The organism is Collinsella aerofaciens, assembly GCF_039758815.1.
Classification (GTDB): domain Bacteria; phylum Actinomycetota; class Coriobacteriia; order Coriobacteriales; family Coriobacteriaceae; genus Collinsella; species Collinsella aerofaciens_BP.
This window is the reverse complement of the sequence record NZ_JBDMSK010000004.1, coordinates 20,243-37,644: the sequence shown is the minus strand read 5'-3', so window position 1 is coordinate 37,644 and position 17,402 is coordinate 20,243. Positions and strand designations below refer to the sequence as shown.

At 62.0% G+C, this 17,402-nt stretch carries 14 protein-coding genes; 4 read left to right on the top strand and 10 right to left on the bottom strand.

What is annotated here, in order from left to right; all coding sequences use genetic code 11:
• Positions 1-39 precede the first annotated feature (39 nt).
• On the top strand, positions 40-645 hold the full coding sequence (locus ABHT90_RS03825) for a hypothetical protein (protein ID WP_346981674.1): 606 nt from the start codon (positions 40-42) through the stop codon (positions 643-645).
• Positions 646-873: 228 nt separating this feature from the next.
• Positions 874-1,467: a hypothetical protein gene (locus tag ABHT90_RS03820; RefSeq protein ID WP_346981673.1), complete on the top strand. Its 594-nt coding sequence runs from the start codon at positions 874-876 to the stop codon at positions 1,465-1,467.
• Positions 1,468-1,561: 94 nt separating this feature from the next.
• Here ABHT90_RS03820 and ABHT90_RS03815 read toward each other — a convergent pair whose 3' ends face one another.
• Positions 1,562-1,831: a hypothetical protein gene (locus ABHT90_RS03815; protein ID WP_346981672.1), complete on the bottom strand. Its 270-nt coding sequence runs from the start codon at positions 1,829-1,831 to the stop codon at positions 1,562-1,564.
• Between the two features lie 199 nt (positions 1,832-2,030).
• Between ABHT90_RS03815 and ABHT90_RS03810 the strand changes: the two genes are divergently transcribed.
• Positions 2,031-2,819: an ADP-ribosylglycohydrolase family protein gene (locus ABHT90_RS03810; RefSeq protein WP_346981671.1), complete on the top strand. Its 789-nt coding sequence runs from the start codon at positions 2,031-2,033 to the stop codon at positions 2,817-2,819.
• A 122-nt stretch (positions 2,820-2,941) separates the two neighbouring features.
• Here ABHT90_RS03810 and ABHT90_RS03805 read toward each other — a convergent pair whose 3' ends face one another.
• Positions 2,942-4,279 carry a TFIIB-type zinc ribbon-containing protein gene (locus ABHT90_RS03805; RefSeq protein ID WP_346981670.1) on the bottom strand — a complete coding sequence of 446 codons (1,338 nt, stop codon included), beginning with the start codon at positions 4,277-4,279 and terminating at the stop codon, positions 2,942-2,944.
• A 218-nt stretch (positions 4,280-4,497) separates the two neighbouring features.
• On the opposite strand from ABHT90_RS03805, the gene ABHT90_RS03800 reads away from it, so the two are divergent.
• Entirely contained in the window at positions 4,498-5,679 is a 1,182-nt protein-coding gene (locus ABHT90_RS03800; protein ID WP_346981669.1) for a cation diffusion facilitator family transporter, read from the top strand.
• Positions 5,680-5,691: 12 nt separating this feature from the next.
• Here ABHT90_RS03800 and ABHT90_RS03795 read toward each other — a convergent pair whose 3' ends face one another.
• The 8 genes from ABHT90_RS03795 to ABHT90_RS03760 all read right to left on the bottom strand — a co-directional run bounded on the left by ABHT90_RS03795 (position 5,692) and on the right by ABHT90_RS03760 (position 17,282).
• Entirely contained in the window at positions 5,692-6,684 is a 993-nt protein-coding gene (locus ABHT90_RS03795; RefSeq protein ID WP_346981668.1) for a hypothetical protein, read from the bottom strand.
• Positions 6,685-6,863: 179 nt separating this feature from the next.
• Entirely contained in the window at positions 6,864-8,531 is a 1,668-nt protein-coding gene (locus tag ABHT90_RS03790) for a formate--tetrahydrofolate ligase (RefSeq protein ID WP_152068300.1), read from the bottom strand.
• A 144-nt stretch (positions 8,532-8,675) separates the two neighbouring features.
• Positions 8,676-9,743, bottom strand: a complete 1,068-nt coding sequence (ruvB, locus tag ABHT90_RS03785) for a Holliday junction branch migration DNA helicase RuvB (protein ID WP_022095140.1) — start codon at positions 9,741-9,743, stop codon at positions 8,676-8,678.
• The gene (gene ruvA / locus ABHT90_RS03780) at positions 9,743-10,363 is read right to left on the bottom strand and encodes a Holliday junction branch migration protein RuvA (protein ID WP_271736621.1); all 621 of its coding nucleotides are present in this window, start codon (positions 10,361-10,363) and stop codon (positions 9,743-9,745) included. The genes ruvB and ruvA overlap by 1 nt, the downstream gene beginning before the upstream one ends.
• Positions 10,363-10,884 (bottom strand): crossover junction endodeoxyribonuclease RuvC, encoded by a 522-nt coding sequence (gene ruvC, locus ABHT90_RS03775; protein WP_118405685.1) that lies wholly within the window; start codon positions 10,882-10,884, stop codon positions 10,363-10,365. The genes ruvA and ruvC overlap by 1 nt, the downstream gene beginning before the upstream one ends.
• A gap of 294 nt (positions 10,885-11,178) precedes the next feature.
• Positions 11,179-13,164 carry an NAD(+) synthetase gene (locus tag ABHT90_RS03770; protein WP_346981667.1) on the bottom strand — a complete coding sequence of 662 codons (1,986 nt, stop codon included), beginning with the start codon at positions 13,162-13,164 and terminating at the stop codon, positions 11,179-11,181.
• A 117-nt stretch (positions 13,165-13,281) separates the two neighbouring features.
• Complete coding sequence (locus ABHT90_RS03765) at positions 13,282-13,644, bottom strand: desulfoferrodoxin family protein (RefSeq protein ID WP_161156252.1); 363 nt, start codon at positions 13,642-13,644, stop codon at positions 13,282-13,284.
• 164 nt (positions 13,645-13,808) lie between these two features.
• Positions 13,809-17,282, bottom strand: coding sequence for a DEAD/DEAH box helicase (locus ABHT90_RS03760; protein WP_346981666.1), 3,474 nt, complete (start codon positions 17,280-17,282; stop codon positions 13,809-13,811).
• Between the last annotated feature and the right edge of the window lie 120 nt (positions 17,283-17,402).

The window sequence follows — 17,402 nt, the reverse complement described above, 5'->3', positions numbered from 1 at the left end:
GGCGCCGTGATGTCACCGACAGACAAGGAGGACGCCACCATGAAGAAAAAGACTCTATCGATCCTTTCCCTCTGCATCGCCCTCTTTGCCGCGCTCGCCCTTGTGGGCTGCGGCGGGAGCGCATCGAGCGGAAGCCCCAGCGGCAGCGCCAAGAGCGAAAGCAAGGAAAAGGCCCCCGCAGCCGCAAAGACCGACTTTATCTGGTTTAAGGTCGAGATGCCCGAGAGCGTTGGCGTGAGCGACTCCGCCGGCAAGAACGCCGACAGGGTCCAGCTCACCTTCCCCGAGAACGAGAACACCACAGTCGACCGTTTCATCCCCGTTTGGCAAGAGAAGATGACGGCCGAAGAGTCCTTTGCAGAGCAGGCCGAAAGGCACACCGGAACGTTCCAGTGGGAGGATGGCGACCCCGTCGAGTACAACGGCAGAACATGGCTCACCGGAACGTGCAAGGACAACGGCGGCACTTATACCTACCTCTTTACCGACGTCGACACGGGAAGCATCTATATCATGATTAGGAACGTCGACCTTCACAAGAAAGAAGCCGAGACGCTCCTCAACTCCATCGAGTTCCCCGACGACATCAAGGCGGCCGTCACCGAGGCCCGCGGCGTCGAGATTTCGAGCATCGAGATCAAGTAGCAAGGGTTCGCGCACGCCCGCACGAACGCCCCATTAAATGAACGGGCGCCCAACCCGGGGAGGGCCGACGGCGCCGGCCCTCCCCTCTTTTGCGTCCGGACATATTGCCACTTAAAGGCGCAAATCCGGCCCTCAGAATGGGACACATGGCCCACCCTAGCGAGCCGTCCGCGCGTACAGTAAAGGCAGGTAATCCATGGGCGGTTACAGATCGAGGAGGACACGACCATGAAAAAGAAGGCCTTTGCGATTCTCACCCTCTGCATCAGTCTCTTTGCCGCGGTTGCCCTGGTGGGTTGTGGCGGAAGCGGCGGCACTACCGGCAGTGGCGGTGGCGGCGGAGCAGAAAAGCCAGCCGTGGATATGAGGACCGACTTCATTTGGTTTAAGGTCGAGGTCCCCGAGGGCGTCGAGATCACCGACGTCGCCGGCGACACGGCCGATAGGGCCCAGTTTAAGTTCACCGAGAGCGAGCACGCCAGCGATCGCTTCATCCCCGTCTTCGATCCTGACAAGAACGCCGACGAGCTGTTCGACTACGAGGCAAAGTGGAATGCCAGCTTTGAGTGGACCGAGAATGACCCCGTCAAGTACAACGGCAAGACTTGGCGCAACGCTTCCTATACACACTCGGGCGGCGTGACGACTGAGTACTTCACCGAAGCAGGCGGCGGCAGCGTCTACGTGCGCATCGACAACGTCGAGGAGCACAAGGATGCCGTCGAAACCATGATGAAGTCTCTGGAATTTGCCGATGATATCGCCAAGGCCAAGACCGAGGCAATGGACGTCAAGCTCGACGATATCGAGATCAAGCGCTAAAGCTCCAACGGCATGCAGCAGCGCCGTTTTAGCTCAGCCGGGATGCAAGGTGCGACTCCTTGCATCCCGCTTTTTTGTGTTCGAAAGCGCCCGGTCACATCACCATATTGAGCACGTTGACGAATTCCTGAGCCCGGGAGCGGCTGCTCAGGCAAAAGACACAGGCAGTTAGCAGCCTGTTGCGTAGGAAAACGTCGCGGCCCTTGATCCTGTTGACCCCCGTGATGTCCTTAAGGTAGACAATCTCGGTGTGCTTGCCACCAAAAGTGCCCTTCTTGAGCACCTCGATGCGGTTAGGGTAGATCTTGACGTCTTTAAACCTGCCTGAACCCTTGTCCTGGAACAGCAAGGTGTTGTTGTCCATGTGCGTCACTCCCATGGGGTTCGCTAAAACTGTCTCCATCGTCACATTTTAATCGCTCCAAGACCCCTACACGAAGGCACTCAGAAGGCATCTAGATTCGTGTCCGTGCGAGACTTTATGCTTGGGGTGATAGATAGATCGGCACAGCTGAAGGCCACTTAGGTGCGCCTCAAATCGCTCGACACAGAAGGAGTCCAACATGGCAGAGACATCAAAACCGACGCTGCGCGGCTGCATCTACGGGCTTGCCGTCGGCGACGCGCTGGGCGTCCCCTATGAGTTTAGGCCCCGCGGCACGTTCGAATGCACCGACATGATCGGCTACGGCACGCACGGGCAGCCCGCGGGCACCTGGAGCGACGACACGTCCATGACGCTTGCAACCTGCGACTCGATTAGGGAGCTCGGGCATATCGACACCGCAGACATGCGCGACAAGTTCGTAAGCTGGATTGCCCGCGGCGACTATACGATCGACGGCGTTTTCGATTACGGCGGCACGACCGCCCGCGCACTTCGCTCTGGCAAGGGCGGCTCCGGCGAGCGCGACAATGGCAACGGATCGCTCATGCGTATCGCGCCCCTGGCGTACACCGACGCGACAGACGACGAGATCCGCGAGGTCTCAGCAATCACGCACGCCCACAGAACGTCAACCGACGCATGCATCATATTTGTCGAGCTGATGAGGGGCGTGATGTACGGCGCACTCCCCTCGTGGGCACTCCACCTGAAAGACGTGTCCGAGCACGAAATCAGGTCCGGCGGCTTCGTACGCGATACGCTTAAAGCCGCTACCTGGTGCTTCGTCAACACCAACAGCTACGAAGACTGCGTGCTTACCGCCGTCAACCTGGGCGACGACACCGACACCACCGCAGCCGTCGCAGGCGCCCTCGCGGGCACAGCCTATGGTATGGACGCCATCCCACAGGAGTGGATTGATGTCCTGCGCGGTAAGGAACTGATTGAGAGCTGCCTGTTTTAGGGCGCTCCTCTAACTTAATCTCGAGAAGCATCCGTATCACACAAAAACGGGGCAGCTCGCACTCCTGCGAGCCGCCCCGTGCCCCTGACTATCGCATTACAACGCCAACCGGCAGTGCTCCCCTACTTCCCAAAGATCGCAGCGAACAATCCTTTGCGCTTGGGCTTTTCCTCTCGGTAGGAGCCCTCGGCTGCGGCTGCCACCTGGCGCGGTTGCTCGCCGCCTCCACGGCGCACGATCTGGTACAGGAAGGGCGATTTAACGTATTTGACCTCGACGGGCGTGGCGTGCACGGTGCTCTCACCGGACAGATGCAGGCTCGGGCTGAGCGGCGCCACGATATGCGTTTCGCGCTTGTCGCTAAACACCACCGCGGCCGCGCGGCCCGTCTGGCCGTTTACGGCAATGCGCACCTGCTCGCCATCGCGGCCGTCTGTCGCCGGACGATCGACAAAGTAGACCGGCACCATCACCAGGCCGTCCTTATGTTTGCGGGCCTTGCGCGCCCACATGCGAATGCTCTTTTTATTGAGCCCCAGTACAGCCTCGGCGTCGTTGCCCGCAACGTCGAGCGCCAACTTATCAATGACCACCTGGTCCTTGGTAGACGCATCGACTGAGACAACGCGAAAGTCACCTTCCTGCATGGCGGGATCGAACGGACCGACCTTGGCAAAGTCCCACGGCTCCAAAATGCCCATGAGGCGAACGTCCAGGTAGTTTGCCCTGGGGTATGCCCAGTCGAGCACCTCGTAGTACACCAAGGCCTCCTTGCTCAGGCCCTTGCCCGGGAAGCTCGCCATCATGCGCAAGTCCGCCAGCGCCATGGGGAAATAGAAGAGCATCATGTCGTTTTGGATCGCGTCTTCCACGTCGTGCCCGGCAAAGGCATCCGGATACTGGCGCACCAGCTGCAGCGCGTTGGCACGTGCCTGCTGCGGCGAGATTTCGCAGGGAATACCCTGCTCCGGCACATACTCTGCACCCACGCCCATGGTCAGACGCTTGCTGAAGGTACCGGGCTTGAGCAGGTCGGCAATGCCGATCTTGTTGCCGCAGGACGGGCACTCAAACACACGCTGCGTTGACTCGCCCTCAAAGGACGCTCCGCAGAAGGGACAAGGAATGCTCACGTGCGTCGCTTCTTGGAACTCCTGCGCCGTGCCGCGGTCCTCCCACAGCAGATGTTCCAGGACCGACTGATTGCGCCAGTGCGAATTGAAGAAATACCAGTCCGGGTCCTCCGGGCGCTCGAGTTGCGACACATGCGTGAGCTTGAGCAGTCCATCCACTACCGTCAACGGCGTATGGCGAATGCCCAAAGCGCTCTTGGGCTCTCCGGCGTCCGCCTGCCACGGAATGACCGCACCGCAATAAGCGCACTCAAAGCTGCGCTTAGCTTGGTGCGAGTACATAGGGCCGCCGCAGTTTTGACATTTAATGGCAAACATCTCGTCCATGGAAACGTCCTCCTTTGCACAGGGGCTGTCGACATTAAGTATGTCGAGCAAACAGGCACATGCCCATACCCATGTGGCCCAAAATGGACCACCCAGGCAGACGAGAAGGCTCGCTCGTTAGCACCGGCAGACTATTGCTGCATTTTCTGAGCATCGGTGCACGGCGCCCCCGCGCGAGCTACACTATCCCCTTAAACATGATTGTGAGGACGACCGCTATGCTATTTGTAAATCGGCTGGTACATACGCTTGTTCCCGGCAGCGAGAGCGAGCCGGTCGATGCATCTTGCCGCACCAACGCGGGCTTTTCCGCAGGCCTCGTCTGCATTGGCCTCAACATCACCCTGTGCCTGGCAAAGGGCATCGCGGGCCTGCTCGCCGGCTCCGTCTCCCTCATCGCCGACGCTTTCAACAACCTCTCCGATGCCTCGAGCAACATCGTGAGCCTGCTCGGGTTCCGCCTTGCCAGCCGCCCGGCAGACGAAGGCCACCCCTATGGTCACGGCCGCTATGAGTACCTAGCCGGCCTGTTCGTCGCCGTCCTGGTCTGCGCCGTCGGCATCAACCTGATCCTCGAGTCGGTCACCAAGATCATCAAGCCTTCCCCCACCGCTTACACGTTCATTCCCCTTGCGGCACTGGCTACGTCCATGCTCGTAAAGCTCTGGATGGCCGCGTTCAACCGCACGCTGGGCGACCGCATCGACTCGGAGACGCTCATCGCCACGGCGCAGGACTCCAAAAACGACGTCATCACCTCGGGCTCGGTCTTGGTGGCGGCGCTTATTTCGCAGACGACCGGCTTTGACCTCGATGGCTGGGCAGGCCTGGGTGTGGGCATCTTCATCTGCATCAGCGGCATGGGCCTAGTGCGCGACGCCATCAGCCCATTGCTGGGGCAAGCGCCCGACCCCAAGCTCGTCCAGGCAATCCGCGATAAGATCATGTCCTATCCGCAGGTCTTGGGCACACACGACCTGATGGTGCACGACTACGGCCCCGGTCGTCAGTTTGCCAGCGCCCACGTGGAGATGCCCGGCGAGGGCGACGCATTTGAGCACCACGAGATTTTGGACACCATCGAGCACGACATCAAGCGCCAAATGGGCATCGATATCACGCTGCACTGCGACCCCATCGCCACCACCAGCGACGACCTGCGCAGCTGGGTCAAGCGCGGCGTCATGCAGATCGATCCCGCGCTCTCCATCCACGACCTGCACGAGCACGACGGGTTCGTTTCGTTTGACCTGGTGCGTCCCGACGGCTTTGACATATCCGACGAGGAGCTGCTGGAGCTCGTCACGCGCATCGTGCACGAGCGCCGACCCGATGCCTCATGCGTCGTCACGTTTGATTCGGGCTTTAGCTCGCCCGAGCGTCCGGCCGAGCAGTTGTAGCCTGCTTAACAGCTAGTTTCCCTGCGCGCCCGAGATGCCGTTTTGCAGGGCGTTCCAGGCATCCGTCGCCAAGCCGCCCAAGTTCTGCGCGGTATCGCCCAGGTTTTGTGCCGTGTCGCCCAGCTCTTGCGCCTTGTCTCCCAACTCCTGCGCCTTGTTGCTCAAGTCCTCCAGCGTATTGGAACTCGAGCTGTCCGCGCCGCCCTGGTCGCCGGACGCGTTGCCCGACGAGCCGTCCTTGTGCGTGAGCTGAATTTCGAGGTTGCCGCTGTCGTTATAGTAGGCAGAAGTAACGACCCAGTTGGCATCGACGACGGGCGTTGAGCCATCATCAGTCAGGACCACGGCATTCGAAAGATCGGCGCCGCGCGACTTGAGAAGCTTCTTGGCGTTGGACCAATACTGCCCCGGGATATCGCTCAGATCGACGGTGCTAGACGAGGCGGACTCGGTTTGCTCGGCAGCGGTATCGGCCGTTGAGCTCCCCCGCTTGTTGAGCATGCCCGACACGATGGCAAACACAACCGACAGCGCAAAGAAAATCGCCAGCACGATGAGGATCTTCTTGATCACGCTCGACGAACGCGACGGCCTCTTCTCCTCGTCTTCGCTATATTGCGGAATCGACTTGGGGTACTCGCGATACGGCTCGCGCGACTCGTAGCGAGGCTGCGCCGTGCGAGGCATATACGTCGTCTGCTGAGGCTGCAGAATGGGATTCTGCGGCAGGTTGTCATAGGGATTCGGCGTCGAGGCAGCATAAGAATCCTGCGGCGTGTAATCAAACGGATCCGGAGCTGCGTTGCCATAGGGGCCTTGCGAAGATGCAGCGTAAGAATCCTGCGCCGTGTCGCCATAGCCCATAACCCGGGTGGGCTCGGCAGAAGGCTGCGTCGCGGCGGGGTCGGCATAACCGGGGTTGGGAACAACGCGGGTCGCATCGGCGCTATCGCCAGCCTGCGCGGAACCGTAGCCGCCCATCACGGTTGTCTTGTCCTGATCCATGCAACGATTCCTTTCCGTCGCGCGTGAGCCTCAAGTTATCCATGCATTCTACCCGCGCAAAAGCCTATGATGGGCAGAGTCCGTCGGTATCTACAAGACATGCGCGGGCCTAAGGATCAAAAAGCCCCGCCGGGCCTTGTGGGCACGGCGGGGCGGACAAGCAGCTATGGACAGCAGACTTAGAACAGGCCGGTGATGTTGCCGTCGTTGTCGACGTCGATGTTCTCGGCCGCGGGCACCTTGGGCAGACCCGGCATGGTCAGAACGCTGCCGGTCAGCGCGACCACAAAGTGGGCACCGGCGGAAACCTTGAGCTCACGCACGGTGATGCGGAAGTTCTCGGGAGCGCCCAGGGCCTTGGCGTTGTCGCTAAAGCTGTACTGCGTCTTGGCGACGCACACCGGCAGGTTGCCAAAGCCGTTCTCGCGCAGCTCGGCGAGCTGGCGCTTGGCGGCCGGCGTAAAGTCAACGCCGTCGGCGCGGTAGACCTTGGTGGCAACGGCCTCGAGGGCATCAGCGACATCAGCGCCGTCCTCATAGGCAAACTTGAGCTCGCTCGGCTGCTCAATCAGACGCATGACCTCATCGGCCAGCTCGAGCGCGCCCTCGCCGCCCTTGGCCCAGACCTCGGAAAGCTTAACGTTGACGCCGAGCTTCTGGCACTCGGACTCGATGAGTGCAAGCTCAGCCTCGGTGTCCGTCGGGAAGCGGTTGATGGCGACCACGCAGGGCAGACCATAAACGTTCTGGATGTTGTCGACATGACGCAGCAAGTTGGGCATGCCAGCCTTGAGTGCCTCGAGGTTCTCCTCGTTGAGGTCGGCCTTGGCGACGCCACCGTTGTACTTAAGCGCACGAGCGGTCGCGACGACCACGACGGCGCTGGGGCGAACGCCCGTCATGCGGCACTTGATGTCGAGGAACTTCTCGGCACCCAGATCGGCACCGAAGCCGGCCTCGGTAATGGCAACATCGCCAAAGCGCATCGCCATACGCGTGGCCATAATAGAGTTGCAGCCGTGGGCAATGTTGGCGAAGGGACCGCCGTGGACAAACGCGGGCGTGCCCTCGAGCGTTTGCACCAGGTTGGGCTTAAGCGCGTCCTTAAGCAACGCGGCCATGGCACCCTGGGCCTTGAGGTCGCGGGCACGGACGGGCTCGCCGGCAAAGCTATAGCCGACGACAATCTCACCCAAGCGTTCCTTGAGGTCGTTGATGCTCGTAGACAGGCACAGGATTGCCATGACCTCGGAGGCAACGGTGATGTCGAAGCCGTCCTCGCGCGGCACACCTTGGGCCTTACCGCCAATGCCATCGATAACATGGCGCAGCTGACGGTCGTTCATGTCGACGACGCGCTTCCAGGTGATGCGCTTAACGTCAATACCGAGCTGATTGCCCTGCTGGATGTGGTTATCGAGCATGGCGGCCAGCAGGTTGTTGGCAGCACCGATGGCATGGAAGTCGCCGGTAAAGTGCAGGTTGATGTCCTCCATGGGAATGACCTGGGCCCAACCGCCGCCAGCGGCACCGCCCTTGACGCCAAAGACGGGACCGAGCGAAGGCTCACGCAGGGCCACGGCGCTCTTGATACCGCGACGACGCAGGCCATCGGCCAGACCGATGGTCGTGGTGGTCTTGCCCTCGCCCGCGGGCGTTGGGTTGATAGCGGTCACGAGGACGAGCTTGGCCTGGTGATCAGTCGGCTCGTTGAGCAGTGAATAGTCGACCTTAGCCTTGTCGAAGCCGTACGGAATAAGGTGCTTAACGTCGACGCCGGCGTTCTTGGCCACCTCGGTAATAGGCAGCGGCGTGACAGAACGTGCGATTTCGATGTCAGTAGGCATGGGCGGTCCTTTCGTTACCGAATGAGAAAAAGACCAATTCAGCATAGCACGGGCGCGCAATAGTAAAACGCCCATAACCGATGAACGGCGATATGTTTACCCGATGCCCAGCGATAGTCCAACAGCCCGCCAAAACAAAACGCCCTAAACGGTAGGTTCAATCCCCAGGTGCTCAAAGGTGCGGAGGGTTGCCTGACGGCCCTGCGGCGTACGAATCATCAATCCGCACTGCAGCAAATAGGGCTCATAGACATCCTCGAGCGTGCCCGGGTCCTCGCCCACCGCGCTGGCAAGGGTCGTAAGTCCCACGGCGCGACCGGAGAACGTCTTGGCGAGCGTCTCCAAAATGCGAATATCCATCCAGTCCAGACCGAGCTCGTCGATCTCGAAGAACTCGAGCGCCTGGCGACAGATATCGAGCTCGATGGGGCCGTTGCCGCGCACCTGTGCGTAATCGCGCACGCGCTTGAGCAGACGGTTGGCAAGACGTGGCGTGCCGCGCGAACGCGAGCCGATCTCGAGTGCACTGGGATGGTCGATCGTCACGCCCAGGATAGTCGCCGAGCGCGTCACAATCTGCGCGAGCTCCTCGACCGTGTAGTAATCCAGGCGATATGAAATGCCAAAGCGGTCGCGCAACGGGCCGGTCAACATGCCTGAGCGGGTCGTAGCCGCCACCAGCGTAAACTTGGGGATATCCAGGCGAATCGAGCGCGCCGCCGGACCCTTGCCAATCACGATATCGAGGGCAAAGTCCTCCATCGCGGGGTACAGGACCTCCTCGACCGAACGGTTGAGGCGGTGGATCTCGTCGATAAACAGCACATCGCCCGGCTGCAAGTTAGTAAGGATGGCCGCCAGGTCGCCCGTGCGCGCGATGGCAGGGCCACTCGTGGTCTTGATCTGAGCGCCCAGCTCGTTGGCGATAACGGTGGCCAGCGTGGTCTTGCCCAGGCCCGGAGGACCCGAGAAGATCACGTGGTCGAGCGTCTCGCCACGGCTCTGAGCCGCTTCGATCAACACGCGCAGGCTCTGCTTGATGTGCTCCTGGCCGCAGTAATCGTCCAGGCGCTGAGGGCGCAAAGTGCGGTCGACATCGAGATCCTCGGCCGTCAGCTCCGAGCCCACCATGCGCTCGCCGTGCGCCATGGATGCCGCCGGCGAGTTACCGGGCGTCGCCCACAAGTCCTGAGAGTCATCGGCTTCCCACATCACGCATCCATTCCGAGTCGCTTAAGCGCCGCGCCGAGCAGATCCTCGACACGCATATTCTGCCCATCATACCCGCTCAGGGCAACATCGGTCTCCTGCGGGCTAAAGCCCATGGAAAGGAGCGCCGCACGGGCATCATCGATCACCGAGGGAGCGGCAGCGGGCACGGGCATCGCAACCTGTCCGGGAATCACGTCGACCGGCACAAAGCCCTTATCCTTGGCAAAGGTGCTCTTGAGTTCCAGGATCAGGCGCTGAGCTGTCTTTTTGCCCACACCGGGTACCTTGGCCATGCCCTTGTCGTCCTCGGCCATCACCAGCGAATACAGCTGTCCCACGGTATAGGTGGAAAGCACGGCAAGCGCCAGGCGCGGGCCAACGCCCGAAACGGACACGAGCCGGTCGAACATCATGCGCTCATCCTTTGAGGAAAAACCGAAAAGTGTCATGGCGTCCTCGCGCACCTGCATACGCGTGTAGAGGCAGACCTCGCCACCGGGCGTCGGCAACGTGGCCGCAGTGCTGCCCGAGATGCCGAGCTCAAAGCCAACGCCCGACACATCGACGACAGCAGAGCTCATCGTGGCCTCGACAAGCGTTCCGTGGAGCTGGGAAATCATCAGTATCCGGTTCCTCTCTGTTGATAGAACTCGCCACCGGTGAGGGCGCGGGTGCGGCTGAGGTTTACGTGGCAGATGGCGCAGGCCAGGGCATCGGCGGCATGGTCGGGATGCGGGTCGTGATCGAGCTGTGTGAGTGTGCGTACCATGTAGGCGACCTGCCGCTTGTCCGCGGCGCCAGTGCCCACCACAGCCTGTTTGATCTGCATGGGCGTGTACTCGCCAATCTCGAGCGCGCACTCCGAAAGCGCCACAAGCGCAGCACCGCGGGCATGCGCCGTGGGAATGGCCGAACGAACGTTGGCGCCAAAGTAGATGCTCTCAACAGCAGCCGTGTCGGGTCGATAACGCTCGACGACATCCTTAAGGTCACGGGCGATATGCGACAGGCGCACCGCGAGCGGGCTGCCCGCGCTGGTCTCGATGCAACCGTAGGCACGGCAGCGAACCTCGCCACGCCGCTCCTCGATAATCCCCCAACCCGTATGGGCCAAACCGGGGTCAATGCCCAAGATAACCAAGCCAACCTCCCCTCGTCACCAGCACAGCACAAGGCAAGGCCCCGCGCATCATTCACGAACGTCTGTTCTATAATAACACAACAGCGACCGTATCTAGCAAGCAAGGTTGAACCATAGGTTGAGCATAAGTCAGCGAGCGAGTCCCTGCCGTGGCAAGGTGTCACGAAAGAGGAGCGCCGCGTACTTCTGTACGCAAGCGACGGTTTGAGCGGCAGATTGCCCGGCAGGGGCTCGCGCAGCGTCGACTCGTTACGCGGTTTGGTAAAACCGCGTAACCTTGGCCCTATCCCAGAGTTAGTTCTGCGAGAAAAAGGGGAACTGCCTCGGATCAACCGGCGGGTGCGGCATCGGACCTCCCTGGGGCCCACCCTGTGGTCCGCCCTGGCCGCCCATCATCTTGTCGATGGCGTCCTGAACCTCGCCCTCGAACTTTTTCATTCCCTCGTGCAAACGACGCTGACCGTCCTCAGAGCGCAGCTCTTCCATCTGCTCAGGCGAAATACCCAACAGCTCGCCCAACAGGCCCATCATCTCGCCGCGCATGCGGTCACTCGTATCGTCGTCGGCAAAGCGGCGCACCTCGGCGCGTGCCAGCGAATCAACCGTCATGCGCTCCTTACCGTTGAGCCCCAGATCGGACCATGCAAGCATGTACGGCCAGGCGCGCTCGGCAAACGAACGGGCCGAGACGATCGGGGCCGTCGGTAGCATGCGACGAGCAGCCTCACCCTGGCGCACGAGCATCAGCAGCAGCGAGCAGGCCTCGGGCTTGGCGGCGGCCATCGGGATGTCGTCGAAAGGTCGATTGCGGTCTACGTGCGACTCGAGCGCACCATCGACCTCGCCCGGCTCAAGCCCGCCAAGCAGCTGCGCCGCGCGATCGAGCATATCAACCGGACCGGCGAGCGTCGAGAGCGCTTGCGCCAGCACGCGATCCATGCAATCCTCCACCGCGTTGAGCGTCACGAGCTCTTGGGGCACCACGGCCGAGACACGGTTGCGCACGCGTGCCACAAACTCGAGTGTCGACAGATACACATCGCCAAAGGGCGCAAAGTCGCCCTGGTAGCCACCGGACAGCGCGGGCGCCGCCAGCGCATACTCGGTCTTGGAAAGCGGGCTCAGCGCCATGGCGCCCAGCTCGAGCGCCGTATCCTCGAGCATCAGGCCCAGCGCACGCGAACGCAGGCGCTCGGCATCGCCCGCCGACACATCGCGGTCGAGTACGCGCGCCGCATCTGGCGCATCGCGCTCGACGGTGCGAATGTGCAGGCGCTCGGCGATTGAGCGAACAGCGGAACAGCGGGCAGCCTCTGCCTCCTCCTGCGCCGGTGTAAAGATGCGATTGCGCCCCAGCACCAGGCCAATCACATTACGCGGACCCAAGGCATCGACGGCGAGCGCCGCCAACAGGGACGACGGCAGATCGCCCTCGAGCGCCACCACGGCACGCGACGCACCGCGAGCGCGGGCATTGTCGCGCACGGCAAGCACCAGCGCCTGCCACAGCCACTCCTCGGAACGGAACTCGGGCAGTTCGTGATCCTCCAGGGCATCGAGCATCACGCCGCGCTGAATCTCCTGAACCAGCAGGCTCTCCTCAAAACACGGCGCCTGGGCCACCACGCGACCGCAGTCGTCGAGCACAAACGAACCGCCGGTATACACCGACTCGTCATAGGCACCGACCGGCGCCATGCAGGCAAACCACACGCTGCGCTTGGATGCGATCTTGCGGTAGGCACCGCTGCGCACGGCGGCAATGGCGGCCGTCTCGCGATCGGTCATGTCAAACGCGTTGAACTGGAAATAGGCGATGAGGTCGACGCCGGTCGGCAGCATTTCAAGCTCGCGGTCTAGGTCAAACACCACGGCGACGCGCACGCCGTCCACGTCAAACACCGGCGGTGCCCAACGCGCGTCGTTGCTCTCGCCACGCTGCAGGGCGATGCTTGCGCGCGCGGGCACCACGCGACCATCCTTAAGCATCATGTAGTCGAGCAGGGGCTGGCCCTCAAACGAAACCGCAGAGGGCACGATGCAGATCATGTCGAGCTCTTGGATGCGCTCGGCAACGCCCGTCAAGCCCGTCAGCATATCGTGCTCAAAATCGGCAGCGCCCACCAGGCTGCCCGGCATGGCACCCATAAAGAGCGGGGCCGGAACGCACAGCACGCGCGCGCCGCGCTCATGAGCCAGGCGAGCCTGGTCCTCGATGCGGCCGCAAATGCCCTCGATGTCACCCAGGCGCATATCGATCTGTGCAAGTGCGAGCTTCATGGCCCAGCCCTTTCCGTCGTAAATCGTCGTTGTCGTAGTAAAAGCGCCGGCCGCATAATGCAGCCGGCGCTCGCATGTGCATATGCTAGCTATGATACCCCGAGCGGGGGCGCGCTCCTAGAACGTCGCGGACCACAACCCGTGCAGGTTGCAGTAGGCATAGACGGTACCGGTCTTGGAGCCGCCAGCGAAAAACGTCGTGGGCTTCATGCCGGGCTCAAGGTAATGGACCTCCAGGCGCCCCTCGGCCTCAAGCGCAATCCACTCGATGTAGTGCTCGGGCAGCATAGGGTGCTCCGTCGAGCCCACGCGTGCGCGAATGACGTGGCCGTCGCGCTCGATCTCGACAACAGGCACATGCTTCTCGTGCGCCGCGTCCTCGGTGTTTGCCGTCAGCTCCGTGCAGCCGGCAGGGGTCGCAACGCCGTCGCCAAGGGCGGCAACGAGCTTGCCGTCGGAGTCCTTAAAGAATTTCGCCATGATGTTCTCCTTTGCTGATGTGCCAATATTCCTGATGCTTCTTATGCCCAAAGGCAGGCGAACCATCCACGGCATGGCAAATGAACACATAACGGGCGGGAAAGCGGTCGGGCCAGGACGAACCGGTGACCTGGTCCGACCCGGCAGCCCCATCCCGCGCGAGGCTAGCGACCGTCACCACCGAGCAGCGCCAGAACATCCTCGCGCGTAAACAGTGCCGACGAGATACCATCGCCGCCGAGCACGCTGTTGACCAGATCGCGCTTGGACTCCTGCATCTGCATAATGCGCTCCTCGATCGTATCCTTGGCGATGAGTTTGTACACGGTCACGGTGTGCTGCTGGCCAATGCGGTGGGCGCGGTCGGTCGCCTGGTCCTGTGCCGCCACGTTCCACCACGGGTCGTAGTGGATGACCACGTCGGCGGCCGTCAAATTGAGACCCACGCCGCCCGCCTTGAGCGAAATCAAGAACACCGGCACCTCGCCCGCCTGGAACTGCGCAACCATCTTGGCGCGGCTCTCCTTAGACGATGCGCCCGTAAGCTTAAGGAAGGCGATATCCTCCTTTGCCAGGCGCTTGCCGATGATATCGAGCATGCCCGTAAACTGGCTGAACAGCAAGATGCGATGACCGCCGTCGAGCGCGCCGTGCACGAGCTCCATGCACGTATCGAGCTTGGCGCTTCCCGCCTTGTAGTCCGCATAGTGCAGATGCGGGTCGCAGCAGATCTGACGCAGCTTGGTGAGCTCGGCAAGCACCTTGAGCTTGTCTTTCTTAAACTCGGATGCCTCGCGGTGCTGCACCTGCTGGGCGATGCGGTCCTGGTTGGCCAGGTAGAGCTTGCGCTGCTCTCCGGTAAGCTGCGCCATCACCGTGTCTTCGATCTTCTCGGGCAGGTCGGTCACCACGTCTTCCTTAACGCGACGCAGCACAAACGGCGACACAAGCGCCTGCAGACGAGCGGCGCTGTCGCCCTCGGCATGCTCGACGGGACTCTCAAAGCGCTTGGCAAATGAGTCGCGCGTACCCAAAAGGCCCGGCATCAAAAAGTCGAAGATGCTCCAGAGCTCGGACAGGCGGTTTTCGATGGGCGTGCCCGTCAGGGCAAAGTGCACGCCGGCCGGCAGGCGCTTGGCGGCGCGGGCCACCTGGGTGAGCGGGTTTTTAATGTACTGGGCCTCGTCGAGTACCACGCGGGCAAAGTCCTGCTCGACGTATTCGTCGATATCGCGGCGCATGAGATCATACGACGTCACGACCACGTTGTGCTCGGCGGCACCGGCAATTTGCACGCGACGCTGGGCCTTGGCGCCCACGATGGCACACACATCAAGCGAGGGGGCAAAGCGCTCCAGCTCGGCAGCCCAGTTGTACACGAGCGACGCGGGGCATACCACGAGCGTGGGCTTGGTATCCCCCGCCTCCACGCGCGCCAGAATGTGCGCGATCATCTGCAGCGTTTTGCCCAGGCCCATATCGTCGGCCAAGATGCCGCCTAGGCCCAGGTGCTCAAGCGAGCCGAGCCACTGGTAGCCGTCGACCTGGTAGCCACGCAGTGTGGCCTTGAGCGAGGCGGGCACCGTAAAGTCCATCTTGCCGAGCGTGTCCAGGCGCTCGACGGTACGGAGGAACGCAGCGTCGCGATCGGCCTCAAGCGCTGGCGTGCGCGCGAGCATGCTATCGACAAACAGGGTGCTCGACGCGGGAAGCGACATGCCGTCGAGCAGGTCGACGGCATCGACGCCCAGGTCCTCGGCAAGTCCAAACGCGGCGCGCGCTCCCTCGTCCAGGCGAACGATGTCGCCGGACGTAAGGCGCGCGAACGTCTGGTGGCGCTTATACGAATCGAGATAGATGGCAAGGTCGGCCGCCGAAAGCCCGCTCGCACCCAGCTCGACGTCGAGCAAGTTGCTCTTGACGGTGGCGCGCACCGAGAGCTTAGGCGCAGGGCGCACCGAGATCTGGCGCAGGCGGTCGCTGAGCATGACCTCGCCCAGCTCGGACAGAGCAGACAGGCCCTCGGTCAACAAGTGGAACAGGCTCTCGTCATCGCGCTCCTCAAATGCCAGGCCGCCCTCGTAAAAGTCGAAATACAGGGCAGCCGTGTCCATAACGCGAAACTCCGCCACCGTATCGCGGGGCGGAACGCCGGGGCGTTGCTCTTCGAAAGGACTGCCCGGAGCACCAAGACTAAAGAGATCTGCCGACCAATCGCCGTAGGCCACCGTAATCTTGCAGGTCACAAGACCATCGTCGACGCCAATCGCCATGGCAAAACTCGGCTCGGGCGCCACGGCGTCAAGTACGGCGGGAGCGGTCAGGTCGGTGTAGTCGCGCAAGATGGGCAGCGCCATGCGGCAGAACTCACCCACCTGGTCGGCAGCGATATGGACCGGCGTGCGGCAGGGCAACAAGTGCGATAGGAACGGCGCCGCATGTTGGGCAAACGCCGCGTCGGTACGGCGCGCGCGGCGCGTATCGACCAGATAGGCTGCGTCACCTGCGACAAAGCAGTACGTATCGGCCGGCAGGCGCAAGTCGTAGCTGCCTCCCGCCGCCGGTGCAATCTTGGCGGCAAGGAGCGGCGGGCGCTTAGCCGGGACTTCGCCCTCCCCCTGCGGCGACGGCTCGACCGCCACCTCGTAGGAGCGATGCGTCGTCGTCCCCCGCGACCAAGCAGGCTCAAAGGACATGGTCCTGCCGCGCAGCAGGTCCAGCACGGACACGATGGAATACTCGGATACCGGCAACTGACGCTCGGCAACAAAGCCGCTGCGAGCAAAGTCATACGATGCCGAGCGCGAACTCGTGATGTCGCTCAGGTAGGCGACCGTCATTGCGACAAAGTCGAGCAGCTTTGTCGACACGTCATCGAAAGCCTCGGGTACATGGGCAAACGTAAGCTTCTTGCCATAGGAGAACGTACCACCACGCACATAGGCATCGGCCATGCCGTCGATATCCTTAACCACGTAGGACACCGAACCGCAGCGAATGCGAAACTCGAGCGCCCAGTTAAAGCGATCGGCAAACAGCGGATTGTAGTACGGCACCAGCGAGGGCTCCAGCACCGCTTTGGGCGCATCGGGGTCAATGGTGCCGGCGAGCTTGCGACGCATGGCCGCGAGCTCGTCCATGCGCGCGTCCGAAAGATCGGAAAGCGCCGCCACAAGGCTCGGGCTCGTGGGGACGGGCGCAGGGAAGGGAAAGTTGGGGTTGACCGAAGATGCGCTAGGCGCGGGGCGTGCGGACTGTTTGGATTGTGCGGGCGGTGCCGTAAACGTGCGGACCGGCGTACGCAGGCCCTCGACAGGCTCGGCGCCACTGGCATCCAGATACGCCAACGCCGTGGCGATGGCGTGCTTGCACATGCCGGAATAGCGGAAGGCAGCGGGGCAATCGCAGTCGTAGTCAATAACCTCGTGCTCGTCCATATCGAGCGCCACGTGCGTCTTGTACAGGTCGCCGCGCGAGCCACGCACCGTGCCCTCGATGTTCACGTTTTTGGAGAAGCGCGAGCCGGAGTCCTCAAACGACAGCACGGCACCGTTGAGCATGAGCGAGCGCCCCTTCATAAAGGTGCTGCTAAGCGCCGCCTCCTTACGAAGCGCCTGCACAAACGTCCCCTGCGCCATCACTTCCTCCAATCTCACCCGGGGTAGCTAATTTGGGACGGGGCTATTTTAGCTACCCCCATATGTCGGTTGAGATGCATTCCGACCCCGACTCATTCGCCGTCAGTCAAAGGGTAGCTA

Excerpts from the sequence above, each read along its gene's own strand:
- ABHT90_RS03765 (WP_161156252.1), bottom strand. The coding sequence starts at position 13,644 with ATGGCGAAATTCTTTAAGGACTCCGACGGCAAGCTCGTTGCCGCCCTT.
- ABHT90_RS03760 (WP_346981666.1), bottom strand. The coding sequence starts at position 17,282 with ATGGCGCAGGGGACGTTTGTGCAGGCGCTTCGTAAGGAGGCGGCGCTT.
- ruvB (WP_022095140.1), bottom strand. The coding sequence starts at position 9,743 with ATGTGGGAAGCCGATGACTCTCAGGACTTGTGGGCGACGCCCGGTAAC.
- ABHT90_RS03795 (WP_346981668.1), bottom strand. The coding sequence starts at position 6,684 with ATGGATCAGGACAAGACAACCGTGATGGGCGGCTACGGTTCCGCGCAG.
- ABHT90_RS03770 (WP_346981667.1), bottom strand. The coding sequence starts at position 13,164 with ATGAAGCTCGCACTTGCACAGATCGATATGCGCCTGGGTGACATCGAG.
- ABHT90_RS03810 (WP_346981671.1), top strand. The coding sequence starts at position 2,031 with ATGGCAGAGACATCAAAACCGACGCTGCGCGGCTGCATCTACGGGCTT.
- ABHT90_RS03805 (WP_346981670.1), bottom strand. The coding sequence starts at position 4,279 with ATGGACGAGATGTTTGCCATTAAATGTCAAAACTGCGGCGGCCCTATG.
- ABHT90_RS03815 (WP_346981672.1), bottom strand. The coding sequence starts at position 1,831 with ATGGACAACAACACCTTGCTGTTCCAGGACAAGGGTTCAGGCAGGTTT.
- ruvA (WP_271736621.1), bottom strand. The coding sequence starts at position 10,363 with ATGATTTCCCAGCTCCACGGAACGCTTGTCGAGGCCACGATGAGCTCT.
- ABHT90_RS03790 (WP_152068300.1), bottom strand. The coding sequence starts at position 8,531 with ATGCCTACTGACATCGAAATCGCACGTTCTGTCACGCCGCTGCCTATT.
- ABHT90_RS03825 (WP_346981674.1), top strand. The coding sequence starts at position 40 with ATGAAGAAAAAGACTCTATCGATCCTTTCCCTCTGCATCGCCCTCTTT.
- ABHT90_RS03800 (WP_346981669.1), top strand. The coding sequence starts at position 4,498 with ATGCTATTTGTAAATCGGCTGGTACATACGCTTGTTCCCGGCAGCGAG.
- ABHT90_RS03820 (WP_346981673.1), top strand. The coding sequence starts at position 874 with ATGAAAAAGAAGGCCTTTGCGATTCTCACCCTCTGCATCAGTCTCTTT.